General features: G+C 74.1%; 21 protein-coding genes. 15 read left to right on the top strand and 6 right to left on the bottom strand.

What is annotated here, in order from left to right:
• Positions 1-35: 35 nt before the first annotated feature.
• Both LIV55_RS01700 and LIV55_RS01695 read right to left on the bottom strand, forming a co-directional pair.
• On the bottom strand, positions 36-1,958 hold the full coding sequence (locus tag LIV55_RS01700; protein ID WP_229298990.1) for an acyl-CoA dehydrogenase family protein: 1,923 nt from the start codon (positions 1,956-1,958) through the stop codon (positions 36-38).
• A 31-nt stretch (positions 1,959-1,989) separates the two neighbouring features.
• A complete protein-coding gene (locus LIV55_RS01695; RefSeq protein WP_068275547.1) occupies positions 1,990-2,673 on the bottom strand; it encodes a TetR/AcrR family transcriptional regulator in 684 nt (227 codons plus the stop codon).
• A 118-nt stretch (positions 2,674-2,791) separates the two neighbouring features.
• On the opposite strand from LIV55_RS01695, the gene LIV55_RS01690 reads away from it, so the two are divergent.
• The 4 genes from LIV55_RS01690 to map all read left to right on the top strand — a co-directional run bounded on the left by LIV55_RS01690 (position 2,792) and on the right by map (position 7,332).
• Positions 2,792-4,087 carry an acetyl-CoA C-acetyltransferase gene (locus tag LIV55_RS01690; protein ID WP_229298989.1) on the top strand — a complete coding sequence of 432 codons (1,296 nt, stop codon included), beginning with the start codon at positions 2,792-2,794 and terminating at the stop codon, positions 4,085-4,087.
• Positions 4,088-4,148: 61 nt separating this feature from the next.
• Positions 4,149-5,486, top strand: a complete 1,338-nt coding sequence (locus tag LIV55_RS01685) for a 3-oxoacyl-ACP reductase (RefSeq protein WP_229298988.1) — start codon at positions 4,149-4,151, stop codon at positions 5,484-5,486.
• A complete protein-coding gene (locus LIV55_RS01680; protein ID WP_229298987.1) occupies positions 5,486-6,337 on the top strand; it encodes a MaoC/PaaZ C-terminal domain-containing protein in 852 nt (283 codons plus the stop codon). Before LIV55_RS01685 ends, LIV55_RS01680 begins: the two co-directional genes overlap by 1 nt.
• A 221-nt stretch (positions 6,338-6,558) precedes the next feature.
• Positions 6,559-7,332: a type I methionyl aminopeptidase gene (gene map / locus LIV55_RS01675; protein WP_191564246.1), complete on the top strand. Its 774-nt coding sequence runs from the start codon at positions 6,559-6,561 to the stop codon at positions 7,330-7,332.
• On the opposite strand, the gene LIV55_RS01670 is transcribed toward map, so the two are convergent.
• Positions 7,313-8,245, bottom strand: coding sequence for a LysR family transcriptional regulator (locus LIV55_RS01670; protein WP_123091845.1), 933 nt, complete (start codon positions 8,243-8,245; stop codon positions 7,313-7,315). The two genes, map and LIV55_RS01670, sit on opposite strands and share 20 nt — an antisense overlap.
• A 76-nt stretch (positions 8,246-8,321) precedes the next feature.
• Between LIV55_RS01670 and LIV55_RS01665 the strand changes: the two genes are divergently transcribed.
• From LIV55_RS01665 to LIV55_RS01640, 6 genes are all read left to right on the top strand, one after another.
• Positions 8,322-9,089, top strand: coding sequence for an aspartate/glutamate racemase family protein (locus LIV55_RS01665; protein WP_229298986.1), 768 nt, complete (start codon positions 8,322-8,324; stop codon positions 9,087-9,089).
• Between the two features lie 82 nt (positions 9,090-9,171).
• Positions 9,172-10,401, top strand: coding sequence for an FUSC family protein (locus LIV55_RS01660; protein ID WP_229298985.1), 1,230 nt, complete (start codon positions 9,172-9,174; stop codon positions 10,399-10,401).
• Positions 10,398-11,387, top strand: coding sequence for a phosphotransferase enzyme family protein (locus LIV55_RS01655; protein ID WP_229298984.1), 990 nt, complete (start codon positions 10,398-10,400; stop codon positions 11,385-11,387). The genes LIV55_RS01660 and LIV55_RS01655 overlap by 4 nt, the downstream gene beginning before the upstream one ends.
• A 118-nt stretch (positions 11,388-11,505) precedes the next feature.
• Positions 11,506-13,500, top strand: coding sequence for a threonine--tRNA ligase (gene thrS / locus LIV55_RS01650; protein ID WP_229298983.1), 1,995 nt, complete (start codon positions 11,506-11,508; stop codon positions 13,498-13,500).
• A 125-nt stretch (positions 13,501-13,625) separates the two neighbouring features.
• Positions 13,626-14,081 (top strand): GNAT family N-acetyltransferase, encoded by a 456-nt coding sequence (locus LIV55_RS01645; protein ID WP_123091840.1) that lies wholly within the window; start codon positions 13,626-13,628, stop codon positions 14,079-14,081.
• A gap of 33 nt (positions 14,082-14,114) precedes the next feature.
• Complete coding sequence (locus LIV55_RS01640; protein ID WP_068275577.1) at positions 14,115-14,672, top strand: HIT family protein; 558 nt, start codon at positions 14,115-14,117, stop codon at positions 14,670-14,672.
• On the opposite strand, the gene LIV55_RS01635 is transcribed toward LIV55_RS01640, so the two are convergent.
• Both LIV55_RS01635 and LIV55_RS01630 read right to left on the bottom strand, forming a co-directional pair.
• Positions 14,590-15,471 (bottom strand): HTTM domain-containing protein, encoded by an 882-nt coding sequence (locus tag LIV55_RS01635; RefSeq protein WP_229298982.1) that lies wholly within the window; start codon positions 15,469-15,471, stop codon positions 14,590-14,592. The two genes, LIV55_RS01640 and LIV55_RS01635, sit on opposite strands and share 83 nt — an antisense overlap.
• Positions 15,468-15,926 (bottom strand): hypothetical protein, encoded by a 459-nt coding sequence (locus tag LIV55_RS01630; protein WP_229298981.1) that lies wholly within the window; start codon positions 15,924-15,926, stop codon positions 15,468-15,470. The genes LIV55_RS01635 and LIV55_RS01630 overlap by 4 nt, the downstream gene beginning before the upstream one ends.
• 94 nt (positions 15,927-16,020) lie before the next feature.
• On the opposite strand from LIV55_RS01630, the gene pgsA reads away from it, so the two are divergent.
• Genes pgsA through LIV55_RS01610 form a run of 4 tightly spaced genes read left to right on the top strand, consistent with a single transcriptional unit; the run spans position 16,021 to position 19,323 of the window.
• Entirely contained in the window at positions 16,021-16,650 is a 630-nt protein-coding gene (gene pgsA / locus LIV55_RS01625) for a phosphatidylinositol phosphate synthase (RefSeq protein ID WP_191564254.1), read from the top strand.
• Positions 16,651-16,655: 5 nt separating this feature from the next.
• Positions 16,656-17,606, top strand: coding sequence for a phosphatidylinositol mannoside acyltransferase (locus tag LIV55_RS01620; protein WP_224766943.1), 951 nt, complete (start codon positions 16,656-16,658; stop codon positions 17,604-17,606).
• Entirely contained in the window at positions 17,603-18,754 is a 1,152-nt protein-coding gene (locus tag LIV55_RS01615) for a glycosyltransferase family 4 protein (protein WP_229298980.1), read from the top strand. The genes LIV55_RS01620 and LIV55_RS01615 overlap by 4 nt, the downstream gene beginning before the upstream one ends.
• Complete coding sequence (locus LIV55_RS01610; RefSeq protein WP_191681819.1) at positions 18,751-19,323, top strand: hypothetical protein; 573 nt, start codon at positions 18,751-18,753, stop codon at positions 19,321-19,323. The genes LIV55_RS01615 and LIV55_RS01610 overlap by 4 nt, the downstream gene beginning before the upstream one ends.
• Positions 19,324-19,373: 50 nt before the next feature.
• Here the strand turns inward: LIV55_RS01610 and fdhD are convergent, their stop codons facing one another.
• Positions 19,374-20,207 (bottom strand): formate dehydrogenase accessory sulfurtransferase FdhD, encoded by an 834-nt coding sequence (fdhD, locus tag LIV55_RS01605; protein WP_191564257.1) that lies wholly within the window; start codon positions 20,205-20,207, stop codon positions 19,374-19,376.
• A gap of 128 nt (positions 20,208-20,335) precedes the next feature.
• Here fdhD and LIV55_RS01600 point away from each other — a divergent pair, with 128 nt between their 5' ends.
• Positions 20,336-21,706: a hypothetical protein gene (locus LIV55_RS01600; protein WP_229298979.1), complete on the top strand. Its 1,371-nt coding sequence runs from the start codon at positions 20,336-20,338 to the stop codon at positions 21,704-21,706.
• Positions 21,707-21,711 lie beyond the last annotated feature (5 nt).

The following is a 21,711-nucleotide window of genomic DNA, read 5'->3' as shown; positions in this document are numbered from 1 at the left end:
CCTTCGCCCGGTCCCCGCAGGAGGGCGAAGGGGGATCAGCTCACGTCGCCGAGGTCCTCGAGCAGCTCGGTCTCGCGCCACGCCATGGGGATGGCGAAGGCGTCGACGAGGGTCTGCGCGTGCGGTCGCAGCTGTGCGCACCGCCGGTCGACCGCGCCGAGCAGGTCCTTGGACTGCTGGGCCGAGAGGCGCCCGTGCTCGACGAACCACGCGCGGTCCTGCGCGATGGTGCTCAGCGCGTAGAGGTCGCAGACCGTGTCGAGCAGCTCGCGCGCCTCGCCCGGCGGCGTCGCGTCGACGGCCGCGACGAAGGCCTCGAGCACGACGCGCTCGACGTGCGCCCGGGCGGCGAGCAGCAGGTGCGGCTGGGCGTCGTTGAAGATCGCGAAGGAGTCGGCTCCGTCGTCGCCCGCACGGCGCAGCCGCATCGCCAGGGTCTCGAGCAGGTGCTTCTCCCGGTCCTCGAAGAGGTCGAGCTGCCCGCCGCGGTCGGCGAGCGCCGCGTCGCCGTCCCGGCCCGGGCTGCCGCTGATGAGGCGCTGGATGATCGACCCGCCGACGGTGCGCTCGATGACCGCCTCGGTGACCTGGCGCGCGCCGAAGAAGAAGGCCCCGCGGGTGTCGAGCTCGTGGAAGGCGTCGGAGTAGCTCGTGAGCATCCCCTTCGCGACGAGCTGGAGGAGCACCGTGTTGTCGCCCTCGAAGGTCGTGAAGACGTCGGTGTCGGCCTTGAGGTCGGCGAAGCGGTTGACCGAGAGGTACCCGGCCCCGCCGCACGCCTCGCGGCAGACCTGGATGGTCTGGGTCGCGTGCTCGGTCGTCAGCGCCTTGATGCCGGCGGCCCGGGCCTCGAGCTCGCGCTGGGCGTCCTCGCCGTCCTCCTCGCCGGTGGCGATGCGGTGCATCTGCTCGACGAGCGCGTTCTGCGCGAGCATCAGCGCGTAGCTGCGGGCCAGGCGGGGCAGCAGCTTGGCCTGGTGGGCGCGGTAGTCGAGCAGGTGCACCTCGCGCTCGCCGCTCGGCACGTGGAACTGCGTGCGGTGCTCGGCGTAGGTGATGGCGAGGGTCAGCGCCGTGCGGGTCGCGGCACCGGCGCCGCCGGCCACGGAGATCCGCCCGCGCACGAGCGTGCCGAGCATGGTGAAGAAGCGGCGCGACGCGCTCTCGATCGGGGAGTGGTAGCGCCCGTCGTCGTCGATCGTGCCGTAGCGGTTGAGCAGGTTGTGCCGCGGCACCCGGACGTGGTCGAAGCTGAGCCGGCCGTTGTCGACGCCGCGCAGCCCCATCTTCGCGCCGCAGTCGCCGACGGTGACCCCTGGGCGGACGGTGCCGTCCCCGTCGCGGATCGGCACGAGGACGCAGTGCACGCCGTGCTGCTCGCCGTCCACGACGAGCTGGGCGAAGACGGCCGCGAGACGGGCGTCGCGGGCCGCGCCGCCGATGTAGTCCTTGCGCGCGGCGAGCGAGGGGCTGTGGATCTCGAGCTCGTCGCTCTCGGGCAGGTAGGTCGCGGTCGTCAGCAGGGACTGCACGTCGGAGCCGTGCCCCGTCTCGGTCATCGCGAAGCACCCGAGCAGCGAGCCGTCGGCCATCCCGGGCAGGTAGGCGTCCCAGTGCCGCTGGGTGCCGAGCCCGGCGATCGCCCCGCCGAAGAGACCGAACTGGACCCCGGCCTTGACGAAGACCGACAGATCGGCGTGGCCGAGCATCTCGAAGGCGGTGACGGACGCCCCGTGATCGTCGGTCCCGCCCTGCTCACGGGTCAGCCCGTTGCGCGCGAAGTCGGTCGTCCCGGCGAGCCGCAGGACGGCGTCGAGGGTGCGCTGGCGGTGCTCGTCCATCGGCAGCAGGTCGCGCGGCGGTGCGAAGTCGGCGGGGTCGAGCTCGGTGCGCACCTGCTGGCGCACCTCGCCCCATCGACCGTCGAGGACGGTCCGGATCTGCTCGGCGGTACCCATGAGCCGCATCCTGGCAGGGCGACGGGGGGTCTCAGGCCCGGGAGCGGTGTGCCGGTGACCACGCGGTCTTCGCGCCGTGCCAGGCGAGGTCGGTGAGCTGCTCGGTGAGCTCGTCGGCGGAGATCTCGCCGACCTCGCCGGCGAGCCAGGCGTCGGCGGCGGCGCGGACCATGCCGACGAGCGAGAGCCCCCACACCCGGGCGGGGGCGGGGTCGCTGCCGCGGGCGACGAGGCCCTGGGCGATGAGGTCGCCGATCTGCAGGGCCATCCGGCCGGTCGTGTCGGCGGCGACCTCGGCGGCGTTGCCGGTGCGCTCGGCGACGACGATCGGCGCGGAGACGATGAAGCGGTACACCTCGGGGTCGCGCTCGACGAGGTGGAGGTAGGCGCGCACGGCCGCGGCGATGAGCGAGCGGGGGTCCTCGTCGAGCTCGGCGAGATCGGTCTCGCGCAGGCTCTGCCCGACGACCCGGCCGACGTCGCGCAGGATGAGCTCGTCGACCCGCTCGGCGACGGCGCGGTAGAGGCCGGAGCGGTCGGTGAAGTGGCGGTAGAAGACGGTCTTGCTCGTGCCCGCCGAGGTCGCGATCTCGTCCATCCCGACGGAGGCGCCGTGCTCGCGGATGGCGTGCAGCGCCGCCTCGACGAGCTCGACGCGTCGTTGCTGGCGGTGCGCGTCCCAGCGCGCGCTGCGTCCGTCGGTGGTCGTGCTCACAGCGCTCGACGCTAGCAGGCACCAGAAGTACCTGCTACCGTCCGTATCGCATAAATGACCCGCCCCGGGCAGCCCGGTCGCGGCCCGCTGCACCCCACGACACACCGAGGAGTCCTTCGTGACGTCCACCCCGAACCTCCCGCGTCGCGCCGCCGTCCTCGGTGGCAACCGGATCCCCTTCGCCCGCCAGTTCGGCCCGTACGCGCAGGCGAGCAACCAGGACATGCTCACCGCCGCGCTCGAGGGTCTCGTCGCCCGCTACGACCTCGGCGGGCAGCGGATCGGCGAGGTCGTCGCCGGCGCCGTCGTCAAGCACAGCCGCGACTTCAACCTCACCCGTGAGGCGGTCCTCGGCTCGAGCCTGGACCCGCACACGAGCGCCTACGACATCCAGCAGGCGTGCGGCACCGGTCTCGAGGCCGCGATCCTCGTGAGCAACAAGATCCGCCTCGGCCAGGTCGAGTCCGGCATCGCCGGCGGCGTCGACACCGCCTCCGACGCGCCGATCACCATCAGCGAGCGGCTGCGGACCAAGCTGCTCGCGGTCAACCGCGCGAAGGGGGCGAAGAACCAGGCCCTCGCGCTGAGCAAGATCCGTCCGACCGACATCGGCATCGAGACGCCGGCGAACACCGAGCCGCGCACCGGGCTGTCGATGGGCGAGCACATGGCGATCACCGCCAAGACGTGGGGCATCACCCGCGAGGCCCAGGACGAGCTGGCGATGAAGAGCCACCGCAACCTCGCGCGCGCCTACGACGAGGGCTTCATGGACGACCTCATGACCTCCTTCGCCGGTCTGAGCCGCGACCAGAACCTGCGCCCGGACTCGTCGATGGAGAAGCTCGCGACACTCAAGCCGGCTTTCGGCAAGGGCGAGCAGGCGACGATGACCGCCGGCAACTCCACGCCGCTCACCGACGGCGCGTCCGTCGTCCTGCTCGGCAGCGAGGAGTGGGCCGCCGAGCACGGGCTCACCGTGCAGGCCTACCTCGTCGACGGCGAGGCTGCCGCGGTCGACTACGTCCACGGTGCCGAGGGCCTGCTCATGGCCCCCGCCTACGCGGTGCCCCGCCTGCTGGCGCGCAACGGCCTCACCCTGCAGGACTTCGACTTCTACGAGATCCACGAGGCCTTCGCCGCGACCGTGCTCTCGACGCTCGCGGCCTGGGAGGACGAGGACTTCTGCCGCGACCGTCTCGGTCTCGACGCCCCGCTCGGCTCCATCGACCGCGACCGGCTCAACGTCAACGGCTCCTCGCTCGCCGCGGGTCACCCCTTCGCCGCCACGGGCGGGCGCATCGTCGCCGCCCTGGCCAAGATGCTCCACGAGAAGGGCCCGGGCAGCCGAGGTCTGATCTCCGTGTGCGCCGCCGGCGGCCAGGGCGTCGTCGCGATCCTCGAGGGCGCCTGAGCCTCACCCGGCCCGCGCCGCACACCCCCTTCGCCCCACCACACACGAGGAGACCACCTCCATGGCATTCGACTACGGCAAGCTCGTCAGCGGCGGCATCGGCAAGCAGCTGGCCACCTCGCTCGGGCTGCCCCGCCCGACCCGGCTGCGGCGGCACCGCGTCGGCGACTCGCTCATCCCCGGGGCCGTCCTGCTCGGCGGCCACGGGCAGACGCCGGTCGCCGACCGCGTCCGCGGGCTGCTCGAGGCCGAGGGCATCCCCGTGGCGACGAGCGCCTCGACCTCGGTCGCCGGCGTGGTCGTCGACATGACCTCGGTGGAGAGCCCGGCCGACCTCGAGTCGCTGCGCGCCGTCCTCTCGCCGGCGCTGAAGACCCTCGCCCCGACCGGTCGCGTCGTCGTCGTCGGCCGGCCCGTCGAGGAGGCGACCTCGGTCGCCCAGTCCGCGGCGCGCCGCGCGCTCGAGGGCGTCGTGCGCTCGGTCGGCAAGGAGATGCGCGGCGGGGGCACGGCCAACCTCGTGCTCGTCGCCGAGGGCGCCGACGAGGGCGTCGACGCGACGATCCGCTTCCTGCTCTCCGGGCGCTCGGCCTACGTCGACGCCCAGGTCGTGCGCGTCGGCGAGCCTGTCGCGCCGGTCGAGGCCCCGGCCGACTGGGACCAGCCGCTCGCCGGCAAGGTCGCCGTCGTCACCGGTGCGGCGCGCGGCATCGGCGCCTCGATCGCCGACGTCCTCGCCCGCGACGGCGCGACCGTCGTCTGCGTCGACATCCCCGCCGCCGGCGGACCGCTCGCCGAGGTCGCCAACCGCATCGGCGGCACCGCGCTGCAGGTCGACGTCACCTCGCCCGACGCGGGCGCGAAGATCGTCGAGCACGCGCAGGCCCGGCACGGCGGCTTCGACGTCGTCGTCCACAACGCCGGCATCACCCGTGACAAGCTGCTCGCCAACACCGACGCGGAGCGCTGGGCCTCGGTGCTCGACGTCAACCTCACGTCGATCCTCGCGATGAACGAGGCGCTCGTCCCGGCGATCCGCGAGGGCGGGCATGTCGTCAACGTCGCCTCGATCGCCGGCATCGCGGGCAACCGCGGCCAGGCGAACTACGCGGCGAGCAAGGCCGGTGTCATCGGCATGACGACCGCGCTGGCGCAGGACGAGCAGATCCGGGCGAAGGGGGTCACGGTCAACGCCGTGGCGCCGGGCTTCATCGAGACCGAGATGACGGCGAAGATCCCGCTCGCCACCCGCGAGATCGGCCGGCTGACGAACAGCCTGAGCCAGGGCGGGCAGACCGTCGACGTCGCCGAGACCATCGGCTGGTTCGCGTGGGACGCCAACCGCGGCGTCACCGGCAACGTCGTGCGGGTCTGCGGCCAGATGCTCCTGGGCGCCTGATGGCGACCGAGACGCTGACCCGCACCCCGCGGCTGGGTCCGGTCTTCCTGCGCTCGGCGGTCGGCGGCCGGGCGAAGGGGGAGACTTTCCCCGACGTCTCCCTGCGGCTCGCCGAGCAGCGGGTCGACCGGGGCGACCTGCGCACCTACCAGCGGCTGTGCGGCTTCGCCGCCGACGACACGCTGCCGCACACCTACCCGCACGTCCTCGGCTTCCCGCTGCAGATGGAGCTCATGAGCCGGCGCGGCTTCCCGCTGCCGCTCGTCGGGCTCGTCCACGTGGAGAACGCGATCACCGTGCACCGCCGGCTGACCGCCGACGACGTCCTCGACATCACCGTGCACGCGGAGCGGCTCGCCCCGCACCCGAAGGGGCGCACGGTCGACCTCGTCACGGTGACCGAGGTCGCCGGTGAGGTCGTCTGGGAGGGGCGCTCGACGTACCTCGCGCGCGGCCGCGGCGATGCCGAGGCACCGCGCGGCGACGCCCCTCCGGCCACGCCGACCGGTCACCCCGCCGCGGTGTGGTCGCTGCCCGGCGACCTCGGTCGGCAGTACGCGCGGGTCTCCGGCGACGTCAACCCGATCCACATGAGCGCGCTCACCGCGCGGGCGATGGGCTTCCCGTCGGCGATCGCGCACGGGATGTGGACCTACGCCCGGTGCCTGGGCACCCTCGGGCCGCGGGCGAACGGCCCGTCGACCAGCCACGTGTGGTTCAAGAAGCCGGTGCTGCTGCCGGGCCGGGTCGAGCTCGTCGCGGGCCCCACCGCGCCGGGTGCGACGGCCGTCCTCGCCCTGCGCCGGGCCCGCCACCCCGAGACCGAGCACCTCGTCCTCACGCTCGACTGACCCCCTTCGCCCCGTCGCCCCGTCGCCCGCAGACGGCCGCTCACCGCTCGTGGCGGGCGCCCCCTTCGCCGAGGCCCGGTCGTCGTCCGTCAGGCCCGGTCCTCGCGGGGCCGCGACGACCGGGGCTCGCGGACCAGGAGCGGGGTTCGGCGAAGGGGTGGGGGAGCCGTGGGAGAGGATGGGGTGGCGGCCGACCGGTCGCGGACCTGGAGGGACCCACGATGATCGAGATCCTCGACCGCGCCGACGTCGAGAGGGCGCGCCGGACCGGTGCGCTCGTCGCCGACATCCTGCGCACCGCTCGCGACCGCGCGACCGTCGGCACCAACCTGCTCGACATCGACCGGTGGGCCAAGGAGATGATCCTCGGCGCGGGTGCGACGTCGTGCTACGTCGACTACGCGCCGTCCTTCGGGCGGGGACCCTTCGGGCACTACATCTGCACCTCGGTCAACGACGCCGTCCTGCACGGGCTGCCGCACGACTACGAGCTCGCCGACGGCGACCTCGTCTCGCTCGACCTCGCCGTCGTCCTCGACGGCGTCGCAGCCGACTCGGCGCTGAGCTTCGTCGTCGGCCCGACCCAGGACCCGGCCGACCTCGCGATGATCGAGACCACCGAGCGGGCGCTCGCCGCCGCGATCTCGGCCGCTGCACCCGGCGCGCGCATCGGCGACATCTCGCACGCCATCGGCACGGTCCTCAAGGACGCCGGGTACGAGGTCAACCTCGAGTTCGGCGGTCACGGCATCGGCTCGACGATGCACCAGGACCCGCACGTGGCGAACGACGGCCGCCCCGGCCGCGGCTACCAGCTGCGCCCCGGCCTCATGCTCGCGATCGAGCCGTGGGTCATGGCCGACACGGCCCGTCTCGTCACCGACGACGACGGCTGGACCCTGCGCAGCGCCACGGGCGCGCGCACCGCGCACAGCGAGCACACGGTCGCCATCACCGAAGACGGCGTGCAGGTCATCACCCTGCCGTCCGCCTGACCGGCCCGGCAGGGACCGACTCCCGCAGCGCCGCGACGACGGCCGCCACGGCGGGCAGGTGCTGCGCCCCGGGGCGGTGCACGAGGTGGTGGCGGCGCGCCCGGGTGCGCCGTGCCGGCCGCACGACGACGTCGGGGTGCCGGTAGGCCTGCAGCGCCGTCTCAGGCAGCAGCGTGACGCCGAGCCCCTGCGCGACGAGCGCCTGCGCGAGCACGTAGTCGTCGGTCGTGTGCCGCACGTCGGGCACGAAGCCCGCCGCGCCCGCCGCCTCGACGAGGTGCGCGCTGCACCGGGGGCACCCGGCGACCCACGTGTCGTCGGCGAGGTCGCCGAGGTCGGCCGGGCCGCTCGCGCCGGCCAGCGGGTGGTCGCGGGGCAGGACGAGGCGCGTCGCGTCGGAGCCGACCGGCACGACCACGAGGTCGCCCGCCGGCTCGTCCGTGCTGCCGTAGTCGAAGACGAGACCGAGGTCGGCGTCGCCCGCCCGTACGAGGTCGAGGGCCTGCGGGGGCTCGGCCTCGACGAGGTCGACGCGCATCGCCGGGTGCGCCTCGGCGAGCCGCCGCAGTGCCGGGGGCAGCACGACCGCGGCGCCGGAGGGGAAGGCCGCGACCCGGACCCGACCCGTCGCCCGGTCGGCGAAGGCCGCGAGCTCGGCGCTCGCGTCGGCCAGCCGGGCCGCGACCGCGTCGGCGTGCGTCATGAGCGCCCGACCGGGCTCGGTCGGCTCGACCCCGCGCGGCCCGCGCAGCAGCAGCGGCATCCCGGCGGCCCGCTCGAGGGCCGCGAGGTGCTGGCTCACCGCCGGCTGGGTCCACCCGAGACGGCGCGCCCCGGCGCTGATCGAGCCGGCGCGGACGACCTCGCGGAAGACGAGCAGCCGGCGGGGGTCGAGGTCGGGCACGTCGTCCATGACCCAAGCATGGCTTATGGGCCCTCCTAGGAGATGACGGATTCCGTAGAGCTCGCGGCGTCGGGACGATGGACCCATGAGTGCTCTCACCGCCGCCCCCGACGCCGCGACGGCGTCCCCCTTCGCCGACGACGCCGCGCAGGCGACGCACAAGGTCGGTCTCATCGGCGGGATGAGCTGGTACTCCACGCTCGAGTACTACCGCTGCGTCAACGCCCGGGTGCAGGACCGCCTCGGTGGGCACCGCAGCGCCCGTCTGGCGGTCGAGTCGCTCGACTTCGAGCAGGTGCGGGCCGCCCAGCTCGCCGAGGACTGGGACGGCGCCGGCGACGCGCTCGCCGCGGCCGGCGAGCGTCTCGAGGCCTCGGGCGCCCGCGCGATCGCCATCTGCACCAACCTCATGCACAAGGTCGCCCCGGCCGTGCAGGCGCGCGTCGACGTGCCCGTGCTCCACATCGCCGACGCGGTCGCCGACCGGCTCGTCGCGCAGGGCGTGACGACCGCCGCGCTCCTCGGCAGCCGCTGGGTGATGGAGGAGGACTTCTACGCGCAGCGGCTCGCCGCGAAGGGGGTCGAGGTCGTCGTCCCCGACGCCGTCGACCGGGAGCTCGTCGACCGGGTCGTCTTCGACGAGCTGACCCGCGGCGTCGTCACCGACGCCTCCCGCGCCGAGCACGTCCGGGTCATGGGCGAGCTCGCCGACCGCGGGGCCGAGGCGGCCGTCCTCGCGTGCACGGAGATCGAGCACCTCTTCCGCGACGGCCACGCCGCGCCGCTGCCGCTCGTCGACTCGATGCGCGCCCACGCCGACCGGGTCGCCGACTTCTGCCTCACCGGGCGCTGAGCGGCCCGCGGGGCGTCCGCCCAGGTCAGAGGGGGGACGCCGATGCGGTGACCGGGGCGACGGGGGACTACGGTCCCCTCGCATGAGCGATGAACCGACGCCGGCCCAGCAGGCGGCCTGGCGCCGCCGGATGCAGGGCGAGGTCGTCACCCCGGTCGTCGTCACGGCCCGCAACGCCCGCGAGGGCGACCCGTGGGCCCGCGGCACGGTGATGCTGGTGATCAAGGCCGCCGTCGCGGGCACCGCCGCGTGGACCCTCGCCTCCAACGTCTTCGACAGCTCGACCCCCACGTACGCACCGCTCGCCGCGATGCTCGTCGTCGAGCGCACCATCGCCCGCTCGGTGAGCGGCAGCGTGCAGCGCCTCGTGGCCGTGCTCATCGGGATGCTCATGGCCGCCGGCGCCGGGCTCGCCGTCGGGCTCCACTGGTGGACGATGCTCCCCGTCCTCGCCGTGGCCGTCGCGATCGGGCGGATCCCGGCGCTCGGCGACCACGGCTCGATGGTGCCGACGATGGCCCTGCTCTCGCTCATCACCGCGGGCGGGACCGACACCGACTTCACCGTCGCGACGATGCTCGAGACCGTCATGGGCGGAGCGATCGGCATCGCCGTCAACGCGGCCGTCGCCCCGCCCGCCCACATCGAGACCTCGCGGCAGCGGCTGCGGCGCATCGCGGGAGAGGCCTACGACCTCGTCACCGACGTCGGCAAGGCGCTGAGGGGCGGGTCCTGGACCGTCGAGGAGGCCCAGGAGTGGGCCCAGCGCAGCGAGCGCCTCGCCGACGAGGCACCGTCGGTGCTCGCCGCCGTCGACCTCGGGCAGGAGAGCACCCGGATGAACCCCCGCATGGTGCTCAAGCGCACCGACGCGGACTGGACCGGGTACCGCGACGCCGTCCGCGCGCTGCGGGCCATCCAGGCCCAGATCGCCGGGATCGCCGCGACGCTGTCGGAGGTGCGCGACCCCGAGCACCCCGTGCAGCCGCCGAGCGAGCGCTACCTCGAGGCCTTCGGCGAGGTGCTCCTCGACCTCGCGAGCGGAATGTCGCTGCTCGACCGGACCGACGACGCCGCGCGCGACGAGCTCACCGAGATCCTCGATCGCTGCCAGGACCGCATCACGACCCTCGGCGACGAGGTGTACGAGGCCGGGGCGGGTGTCTTCGCCTACGGCTCGCTGCTCGTCGACGCGACCCGGATGCTCCAGGTCGTCGACGCCGCCCGGCCGGGCATCGCCCTGCCGGTCGAGGCGATCGGGCCCGACCCCGACGACGACACCGAGGCGCCGCGATCCGGGGACACCCTGTGACCGCGGACGGCGCCGGCCTTCCCGCGGACGTCGCGCTGCGCGAGGCCGCGGGGCGGGCGCTGCCGCTGCTCGGCATCGAGGCCGAGCGGCTGGGCCCGGTGGCACCGGGCGCCACCACCTTCGCCGTCGACCTCGTCGGCGGTGGCCGCCTCGCGCTGCGGCTGCGGCCCGTCGTGGACGCCGACGAGGGCCGGGTCCACGGACGCGCCGCCTGGGCGCAGGCCCTCGCGATGGCCGGCGTCGACGTCGCCACCCCGTGGACCGGACCGGCGGGGGAGGAGCAGGTGCTCCTGCCCGGCCTCGCGCCCGACGAGCAGCTGCGGGCGAGCGCGACGTGGTGGTGCGAGGGCGAAGGGGTCACCGACCTCGACGCCGACCGGGCCCGGGCGCTCGGCGCGACCGCGGCCCGCATGCACGAGCAGGCGAGCGGCTGGGCGGCGCCCGAGGGCGCCTTCGCCGAGCTGCTCGACCCGCTCGCCGGGTACCCCGAGCTGCTCACCGGTGCGCTCGGCCACCCGAGCGACGTCGCCGTCGTCGAGACGAGCCTGGAGCTGGCGCAGACCGCGCTGTCGCGAGCCCGTGAGCACGAGGTGCACGTCGTCCACGGCGACCTGCGCCCCGACGCGCTGCTGTGGCAGAGCGGGCGCGACCGCCCGTGGGTCGTCGACCTCGACGACGCGGTGCTCGCCCCCGCCGCCCACGACCTGGCCGTCGCCACCTTCGCGCTGCGGCGCAGCCCCGACGACGACGCGCCGACGGCGCTGCTCGCCGGGTACGCCTCCGTGCGCCCGCTCCCGCCGCTGGACGACGCGACCTTCGAGGGGCTGCTCGCCGGTCGCCAGCTGCACCTCACGAGCTCGCTGCTCGCGAGCAGCACGAGCGCGCTGCGCCCCGAGGTCGAGGCCTACCTCGCGGCGACCCTCGTGCGGCTGCGGACCTTCCTCGACGACGGGGTCCTCGACCCCCGGCTCACCGCGCAGGGGTGAGGCCCCGGCGAGGTGGGGACACCCCTTCGCCCCGGATAGAGTCGACCCCGGTCCACCGCGCCGTCCTCGGCGCCCCCGGACCGCCGACCGAGTACCCGCACACCCCAGGAGCGCCGCCGTGCCAGCCCAGATCACCGTCCACGTCGCCGGAGACGAGCGAGCGGTCGAGCAGGGCACCACCGCCGCCGACCTCTTCGAGGGCCGCCGTGACGTCCTCGTCGCCCGCGTCGGCGGCGAGCTGCGCGACCTCGCCCACGTCCTCGCGGACGGGGACGTCGTCGAGCCGGTGACGGCGCAGGAGCAGGACGGGCTCGACGTGCTGCGGCACTCGACCGCTCACGTCCTCGCCCAGGCCGTGCAGCAGGCGCACGCGGACGCGAAGCTCGGCATCGGCCCGCCGATCCGCGACGGCTTCTACTACGACTTCGACGTCGCCGAGCCCTTCACCCCCGAGGACCTCAAGGCCCTCGAGAAGGCGATGCAGCGGATCATCAACGAGGGCCAGACCTTCGTGCGCCGTGAGATCTCCGACGAGGACGCGCTCGCCGAGCTCGCCGGCGAGCCCTACAAGTGCGAGCTCATCGGGCTCAAGGGCGGCGCCGGCGGCGACGTCGACGAGGCGGCAGAGGGCGCCTCCGTCGAGGTCGGCGGCGCCCAGCTGACGATCTACGACAACGTGCGCCGCGACGGCAGCGTCGCGTGGGGCGACCTGTGCCGCGGCCCCCACGTGCCGACGACGAAGGTCATCGGCAACGCCTACAAGGTGATGCGCAGCGCCGCCGCGTACTGGCGCGGCTCGGAGAAGAACCCCCAGCTGCAGCGCATCTACGGCACGGCGTGGCCGACCAAGGACGACCTCAAGGCCTACCTCGAGCGTCTCGCGGAGGCCGAGCGCCGCGACCACCGCAAGCTCGGCGCCGAGCTCGACCTCTTCTCCTTCCCCGACGAGCTCGGGTCCGGGATGGTCGTCTTCCACCCCAAGGGCGGCGTCATCAAGCGCGAGATGGAGGACTACGTCCGCCGGCGCCACATCGAGGAGGGCTTCGAGTACGTCTCGACGCCCCACATCTCCAAGGACGGGCTCTTCCACACCTCGGGGCACCTGCCGTACTACGCGGACACGATGTTCCCGGCGATGCACATGGAGCACGCGGAGTACCGCCTCAAGGCGATGAACTGCCCGATGCACAACCTCATCTTCCGCAGCCGCGGTCGCTCCTACCGCGAGCTGCCGCTGCGCCTCTTCGAGTTCGGGTCGGTCTACCGCTTCGAGAAGTCCGGCGTCGTGCACGGCCTGACCCGCGTGCGCGCGATGACGCAGGACGACAGCCACTCCTACGTCACCGCCGAGCAGGCGCCGGGCGAGATCGAGCACCTGCTGCGCTTCGTCACGGGTCTGCTCACGGACTTCGGGCTCGACGACTACTACTTCGAGCTGTCGACGCGTGCGACGGAGGGCGAGAAGAAGGACAAGTTCATCGGCTCCGACGAGCAGTGGGAGACCGCGACGCAGGTGCTGCGCGAGACGGCCGAGAGCTTCGGCGTCGCGCTCGTCGACGACCCGGGCGGCGCGGCCTTCTACGGCCCGAAGATCTCGGTGCAGGCCAAGGACGCCATCGGGCGCACGTGGCAGATGAGCACGATCCAGTACGACTTCAACCAGCCCGAGCGCTTCGGTCTCGAGTACCAGGCCGCCGACGGCACCCGTCAGCAGCCGGTGATGATCCACTCGGCGAAGTTCGGCTCCATCGAGCGCTTCTTCGGGGTGCTCGTCGAGCACTACGCCGGTGCCTTCCCCGTGTGGCTCTCTCCGGTGCAGGCGCTCGGCGTGCCCGTGGCAGAGGACTTCGAGCCCTACCTGCAGGAGGTGCTCGACCAGCTGCGCGCCGCCGGCGTGCGGGTCGACATGGACCGCAGCGACGACCGCTTCCCGAAGAAGATCCGCAACGCGAGCAAGTCGAAGGTCCCCTTCACCCTCATCGCGGGTGCCGAGGACCAGGCCGCCGGCGCGGTCTCCTTCCGCTACCGCGACGGCTCGCAGGAGAACGGCGTGCCCGTCGCCGACGCGGTCGCGAAGATCCGCGAGGCGATCGACACCCGCGCCCAGGTCTGACGCGGGCCCCGGCACCGGCTCCGACCGCGGCACCGGCTCCGACGCCTGCTACGGCGCAGTACTGGTCGTGATCGCGACCGGTACTGCGCCGTAGCGCGCCCGGCCCAGGGCCTAGTCTTCGGCGCATGGACGCGACCATCCGCCCGATCGAGCGCCGCGACGCCTTCGCCCTGGCCGCGCTGCGGATCCAGCACGACCGCGAGGTCGGGCGGGCGACCCGTGCGGGGTTCCTCACCGAGTACGCCGACGCCCTCCTCGCCGAGATCGACGGCTACCGCGGGTGGATCGCCGAGCTGGGCGACGGGACGCCGGTCGGGTGCCTGCTCGCCCTGCGCGTGCGCAAGCTGCCGAGCCTCATGGCCGAGGGCCGCCCCGAGTGGTGGTACGTCCAGTCCGTCTTCGTCACCCCGTCGCACCGCCGCACCGGCGTCGGCCGCGCGCTCATGACGGGCCTGCAGCGCGCGGCGCGCGACGAAGGGGTGCGCTGGCTCGAGCTGCGCAGCAGCGACGCCGGTCGCGAGCTCTTCGAGGCGACGGGCTTCGGCGCCCCCTCGCCCCGCGTCATGCAGTGGACCCCGTGAGCGGTCCCTGTCGCGCTCCGTAGGATCGGGCGCATGACGCACGAGGAGCTGCCGACCGAGGACGCGCGCGGCCTCGCCGGGGTGCCCGACGGCTTCGGCCGGCTGTGGACCCCGCACCGCATGGCGTACGTGACGGGGGAGCGGCCGAGCGCCGAGGCCGGGGACGGCTGCCCCTTCTGCGCGGCACCGGCGAAGGGGGACGCCGAGGGCCTCGTCGTCGCCCGCGGCGAGCACTGCTTCGTCGTGATGAACCTCTTCCCGTACAACGCGGGCCACGTCCTCGTCTGCCCCTACCGCCACGTCTCCCTCTACGTCGACCTCACCGACGAGGAGACCGCGGAGTTCACCGCGATGACGAAGACGGCGATCCGGGTGCTCGAGGCGACCTCGGCGCCGCACGGCTTCAACCTCGGGATGAACCAGGGCGAGGTCGCCGGGGCCGGTGTCGCCGCGCACCTGCACCAGCACGTCATCCCGCGGTGGGGCGGCGACATGAACTTCCTGCCGATCATCGCGCAGACGAAGGCGCTGCCGATCCTGCTCGAGGACGCGCGCGACCGGCTCGCGCAGGCCTGGCCCGACCCCGCCTGAGCTCGCCGAGCCGCTCGAGCGGCAGGAAGGCGAAGAGGCAGACCACGAGCGGCAGGAAGTGGATGTGCAGCAGGTAGGCCGTCGTCGCGTGGAAGGCGAAGCAGATGCCGATGCCGATCGCCAGACCCCGCCCGCGCAGCCACAGCAGCACCGGTGAGACGAACTCGAGCCCGAGCAGCGACCACTGGGTGAGGTGGACGAGCGCGGGGTGACCGGCGAGCCACTGCGCGACGTCGTTGCCGCGCCGGCTGAAGGCCCACACGAAGGTCGAGCCGTTGGCCCACAGCCACGTGCCGAAGCGCATCTTCGCCACGGCCGACAGGAAGTACGTCGCGACGACGCCCATCTGGATCATCCGCAGCGCCCAGCCCGCGGCCCGGCTCGGGGTGAGGTCGCCGGCGCGCGCGGCGCCGACGGTCGGCAGCACGAGGAGGGCGACCATGAGCGCGAAGTGGTCGTGGTCGATCTTGCTGTACGAGAAGGCGTTGCTCATCCAGTCGAGCATCCCGAGGCCGCACACCGCGCCCGCGAGCCGCGGCAGCCGCCCGAGCGCGGCGACGAGCGCGCTGAGCACGATCACGACGAGGAGCGCCCTGACGTAACCGGGGGAGGGGGCAGGCAGCCCGAGCAGGGCGCGCACCGGCAGCTCGCGGTAGAGCTCGGCGGGGACGTCTCCGTGGGGGATCGGGTCGGTGACGTTGACGAGGACGTCGAAGACGACGAAGGGGTAGACGAGCCGCCGCATCCAGGCGACCCGGGCGAGCGGCACCTCGGGCATCGCGAGGTCAAGGCCCCTCACAGGCCGCGCTCCGGGTCCTCGGGGTGCTCGACGTCCCACGTGGCGAGCGTCACCTGCTCGTGGCTCGGGTCGTCGCCGAGCACCCGCCGGTCGTCCATGAGCCGTACCTGCGACCACCGGGGCTGCTCGGGCTGACGCCGGGCGTGGAGCACGGCGACGGCCTGCAGCCGGGAGGGCTCGGCCTGCAGGCTGCGCAGCTGGCCCTCGATCTCCGAGCGCTCCATGCCGAGGTTCTCGCGGTCCAGGCGGACCCGGACGTCCTGCCCCTGCACGGTCGTCGCCTCGAGGTACGGAGAGCTGATGACGCCGCCCTGGTTGTCGACGAGGAAGGCGTACTGCGACATCGGCGAGAAGGGCCACCACCGGTCGTCGCCGACGAGGCTGCCGGCGACCACCCCGCCGACGAGGAGGCCGGTGACGGCCAGCCGCCAGCCCCTCGACACCCCTTCGCCCATGGCGCCACCCTCGCCGCTGGGCCGCTCCCAGGCAAGGCGACGCGCCCCGCAGGTGGTCGGGCGGCGGGCTGCGGGCCACTACCCTGGCAGGGCCATGCTCAACAAATACGCGCGCGCCTTCTTCACCACGATCTTCACACCCGTGGCCCGGCTGCTCCTGCGGCTCGGCATCAGCCCGGACGTCGTGACCGTCGTGGGGACCCTCGGGGTGTGCTTCGGCGCGCTCTTCTTCTTCCCGCGCGGAGAGCTGCTCGTCGGCGTCCTCGTCATCACCGCCTTCGTCTTCTCCGACACCCTCGACGGGGTCATGGCGCGGATGCAGGGGCGCAAGGGCGTGTGGGGGGCCTACCTCGACTCCACGCTCGACCGCTTCGGCGACGCGGCGATCTTCTCGGGCCTGGCGATCTGGTACTTCACCGGCGGCGAGCACCAGCTCACCGGCTACCTCGCCCTGGCCTGCCTGGTCCTGGGCAGTCTCGTCTCGTACGCGAAGGCCCGCGCCGAGGGGCTGGGCATGAGCGCCGACGTCGGCATCGCCGAGCGGGCCGACCGGCTCGTCACCGCGCTCGTCACCGCCGGTCTCGTCGGCCTCGGCCTGCCCGAGCGCGTCCTCACCGTCGTCCTCGCGCTCCTCGCCGTCGCCAGCGCCGTCACCGTGCTCCAGCGCATGCTCGTCGTGCGCAGCCAGGCGATGGCCGCCGCGGCGCTCGACGCCCGGGGCTGAGCACGGTGCCCGCCCTGCCCCGCCTCCAGGAGCGGGCGAGCGTCCTGGCCTTCCGGGCCGGGTGGCGTGCGCTGCGCCTGCTGCCCGCGCCGCTCGCCTACGCCCTCTTTGACGCCGTCGCGGCCGTCGTCACCCGCCGCGACGGCTCCTCGGTGCAGCGGCTGCGCAGCAACTACGCCCGCGTGCGGCCCGACCTCGGTCCGGCCGAGCTGCAGGAGCTCACGGCCGACGGGGTGCGCCGCGCCTTCCGCTACTACGTCGAGGCCTTCCGCCTGCCGGCCCTGTCGGGCGAGCAGGTCGACGACCTCGTGCACATCACGGGGACCGAGCCGATGCTCGCCGAGCTCGAGCAGGGGCGCCCCGTGCTCGCCTTCCTCGGCCACACGGGCAACTGGGACCTCGCCGGCGCGTGGTGCGCCCGTCATCTCGGGCACGTCGTCACCGTCGCGGAGCGGCTGCGGCCCGAGGAGATGTTCCAGGCCTTCCTCGACTTCCGCGAGGGCGAGCTCGGCATGACGATCCACCCGGCGGAGCGCGGCACCTTCGGCGCCCTCCTCGCGCAGCTGCGCACCGGCGACCCGGTCGTCATGCCCCTGCTCTCCGACCGCGACCTCTCCGCGAGCGGGGTCGAGGTCGACCTCGCCGGCGAGCGCGCCCGGGTCGCCGCCGGTCCCGCGGCCCTGGCCGTCGAGACCGGCGTCCCGCTCTTCCCCGTGACGATGCGTCACGTGCGCCGCGGACGGCACCGGTGGGGCCTGGACATCACCGTCCACCCGGCCGTCGACGTGCCCGCCGAGGGCACCCGCACCCAGCGTGTCGCCGCCGCGACCCAGGCCTGCGCCGACGCGCTCGGCGCGGCGATCCGCGAGCACCCGCAGGACTGGCACATGATGCAGCGGGTCTTCGTCGCCGACCTCTCAGCACGACGCCGTGCCCCGGACGAGGCGGCCGCATGAGGGTCGGCCTCGTCAGCCCCTACTCCTTCGACGTGCCCGGCGGGGTGCAGTTCCACATCCGCGACCTCGCCGACCGGCTGCTCGCCGACGGTCACCACGCCGAGGTGCTCGCCCCGGCCGACGAGGGCACGGTCTTGCCCGACTACGTCACCTCGGCCGGGCGCGCGGTGCCCATCCGCTACAACGGCTCGGTCGCCCGGCTCAACTTCGGCCCGCTCACCGCCGCCCGCGTGAGCCGGTGGATCGCCGACGGCGACTTCGACCTGCTGCACATCCACGAGCCCGTGACCCCGAGCGTCTCCGTCCTCGCGCTGTGGGCCGCGACCCAGCCGGTCGTCGCGACCTTCCACACCTCGAACCTGCGCTCCCGGGCGATGCAGGCGGCCTACCCGCTGCTGCGCCCGTCGCTGGAGAAGATCAGCGCCCGCATCGCAGTCTCCGAGGACGCGCGCCGCACGGTGACGACCCACCTCGGCGGCGACGCCGTCGTCATCCCCAACGGCGTCGAGACCCAGACCTACGCGGCCGCCTCGCGCCGGCCGCAGTGGTCGGGCGAGGCCGGCCGTCCGACGATCGGCTTCCTCGGCCGGGTCGACGAGCCGCGCAAGGGGCTGCCGGTCCTCGCGGAGGCGATGAGCGAGGTGCTGCGGGAGGTCCCCGGCGCCCGCCTGCTCGTCGTCGGGCCGGGCTCGACCCAGACCGCGCACTCGCGCCTGCCGCAGGACGTCGCGGCGGCGACGGAGATGCTCGGGGCGCTCAGCGAGGAGGACAAGGCGGCCTTCCTCTCCTCGGTGGACGTCTACGTCGCCCCCCACACGGGCGGAGAGAGCTTCGGCATCGTCCTCGTCGAGGCGATGGCCGCCGGGGCGCCCGTGCTCGCGAGCGACCTCCCCGCCTTCGTCCGGGTCCTCGACGGGGGCCGCGCGGGGGCGACCTTCCGCAACGAGCGCACGCACGACCTCGCCGAGCAGCTCGTCGCCCTGCTGCGCGACCCCGCCCGGCGCGAGGAGCTCGCGGCGTGCGGGCGGGAGCGGGCGGCCGACTTCGACTGGTCGGTCGTCGCCGCCGAGATCACCGCCGTCTACGAGACCGTCCTCGACGCGCGGCCGCTGCGCGAGGTCCCGACCCGGCTGCGGGAGCGCCGATGAGCGTCCTCGAGTGGGTCGCGGTCACCGCAGCCGTCGTCTCCCTCCTCGCCTGGTACCTCAGCTACTCCGCGGCCCGGCTCGACCGCCTCCACGCGAAGGTCGAGGGCGCCCTGTCGGCGCTCGACGCCGCGCTCGTGCGACGCGCCGAGGCCGCCCTCGAGGTCGCCAACTCCGGCGCCGTCGACCCGGCGACGGGCTTCCTCGTCGCGGCGGCGGCGAGCCAGTCGCTCGAGCGCACGACGGAGCGGACCTTCGAGACCGACCTCCTCGAGGGGCAGCACTTCGCCGGGCGCGAAGGGGTGGAGTCCGAGCTCACCGAGACCCTGGGCGCGGCGCTCGGCCCCGAGGTCGTCGCGCAGGTGCAGGCCGACGGGGGCGCGGGCGCCGCGGCGCTCGAGCGTCTCCACGCGGCCGCGCTGCGGGTGCAGCTGGCCCGTCGCTTCCACAACGACGCCGTCAAGGAGGTCCAGCGGGTGCGCAGCAAGCGTGTCGTGCGGTGGTTCCGCCTCGCCGGTCACGCCGAGCTGCCGCAGACCGTCGAGTTCGACGACGCGCTCGCCGCGCGCTGACCCCTTCGCCCCCCGTCGCCGGCGTCCCGCCGGGACGGACGGGACCGGGCTCAGGACGCCGCGGGGGCGTCGGCCGCGCCCTGGCGGACGCGCTCGGGCGAGGTGACGACGGTGAGCCGGTCGTCGCGGGCGAAGGCGACGAGGGTGAGACCGAGCTGGTCGGCCGCGTCCGCGGCCAGGCTCGAGGGCGCCGAGACGCAAGCGAGGACGCTGACGCCGGCGACGGCGGCCTTCGCGACGATCTCGAAGCTCGCGCGCGAGCTGACGACGAGCAGGGGAGCAGGCGGGGCGTCGTCGAGGACGAGCCGGCCGAGGACCTTGTCGACGGCGTTGTGCCGCCCGACGTCCTCGCGGGCGTGGAGCACCTCGCCCTGCGCGCTCGCGACGGCCGCGCCGTGGACGCCGCCGGTCTTGGCGAAGAGGGTCTGCGCCTCGCGCAGCCCGTCGAGGGCCCGGGTGATCGCCGCGGGCTCGACCTCGACGTCGGCGTGCTCGACCCGTGAGCCGAGGAGCACCCGCTCCGCGACGGCGTCGATGGTGCTCGACCCGCAGAGCCCGCAGCCGCCGTAGGAGGCGAGGTTGCGCTGGCCGCTCAGGGGCACGCCGGGGGCGCGGGTGAGCGCGACGTCGAGGACGTTGAGGGTCGTGGTGTCCGAGCAGTACCGCATGACCTGGACGTCCTCGCGCGAGGTGATGACGCCCTCGGAGCGCAGCAGCCCGTGGGCGAGCTCGACGTCGTCGCCCGGGGTGCGCATCGTCAGGGTGAAGGGCTCGCCGTCGACCCGGATCTCCAGCGGCTCCTCGACGGCGAGGGTGTCGACCCGCCGGTCGACCTCGCCGGCGCGGTACCGGGTCACCGGGCGTCGTGCGCTGCGACCTGCCATGGGCACCTCCTGTGCTCGTCCTCCCCAGGATGCCATCATCTGGTTGACACCATGCACAGTGATGCACGATCCTCGCCCAGGCGTCGCTCGACGCCACGTCGCAGGGGTTGCAGGGGTTGGGGAAAGTGATGCGTCCGCTCGTCCGGCGGGCGGCAGCTGTGCTGCTCGCCGTGCTCGTCATGTCCACCGGTGCGTGGGGCGCCGCCGCACCCGCGTCCGCGGCCGACCCGGCCCCGCCGGACCGCAACGTCATCGGCGGCTGTCTCCTGCGCTTCGACGGGGCGGGCAGGCCCTTCCTCTCGCCGTCTCTCGGCCGGCCGTGCATCGGCGCCGTCTCCGTGACCCGGACCGGTCTGGGCGATCTCGAGGTCCGGCTGGCCCCGGGGGCGCGGTACCCCCAGACCCGGCTCCTCGTGAGCGCCGACACGACGCTGGCCTCACGGGGGATCACCGTCGGCGCGTCTCGCAGCCCCGGCACCATCGCGCTGCGCTTCTTCGACGCGAAGCGGGGCAAGCGGGTCGACATGCGCAGCGCGGCGCAGCGCGCCCGGGTCGTCCGCGGCGGCGCGTCCTTCGGCTGGCTCGGCCGCAGCGCCGTCGACGCACGACAGCTCGACCCCGGTGTCGACGCGTACGGGCGCTACCACGACCGGCTCGCGACGGACGACCAGACGGTCGCCGGCGGGTGCGCCATCCGCTTCGGCTCCGCCGGGCCGAAGATCCACGCCAACAGCAGCCACCACTGCACCGGGGTGCGCAGCGTGGGGATCAGCAGCCTGGGCCGGGTGCGCATCCGCTACTCCGACGAGCAGCGGGGGAGCACGGTCAACGTGTCGGCCGACCCCGACGAGACCCTCGTGCGCCGTGGCATCATCACCGGCATCAGCTCCTCGCCCACCGAGCTGCACGTCGACCTCTTCGACACGCGCTCGAAGCGGCGGATCGACCTCCGCCGCCCCGCCGACCGCAAGGTCATGGCGGGCGCCTACGCGAACATGTGGGTCGCCTGGACCAAGACCACCGCCCGGCCCGGGCTGGCCAACGCGACGACGACACCCGCCCTGGACAAGTACGGCGACTTCGTCCACGGCTCGGCGCCCGCGGGCGGCGTGCGCCAGACCGGGTGCGAGGTGCGCTTCGGCGGCACCGGTGCGCACCCGTCGATCATCTCGACGTCCGCGAGCAGCTGCACCGGCGCGGCGTCCGTGTCCGTGGGCCCCGGGGGCACCCTGAGGGTGGTGGCCGCGGCGGGGACGTCGGGTCCGATCATCACGACGACGACGGTGTCGAGCCGCTCCGCGGCCGACTACGGCATCCGGGCCGGAGCCTCGGGGGGCGTGGGGGACACCGACTACCGCTTCTACAGCATCCGGCTCGGTCGCACCCTGGACCTGCGCAGGGCCGCCGACCGCGACCTCTTCCGACGCACGGACGCAGCGGTCGTCCTCGGCTGGAGCCGTACGGCCCCGGTGCCGGTGGCGGTACCTGCCAGGGGCTAGCCGTG

The sequence above is a fragment of the Janibacter melonis genome (assembly GCF_020567375.1).
GTDB classification, from domain to species: domain Bacteria; phylum Actinomycetota; class Actinomycetes; order Actinomycetales; family Dermatophilaceae; genus Marihabitans; species Marihabitans melonis.
Note: the sequence above shows the minus strand (reverse complement) of the source record. Positions and strands in the feature narration are given on the sequence as shown.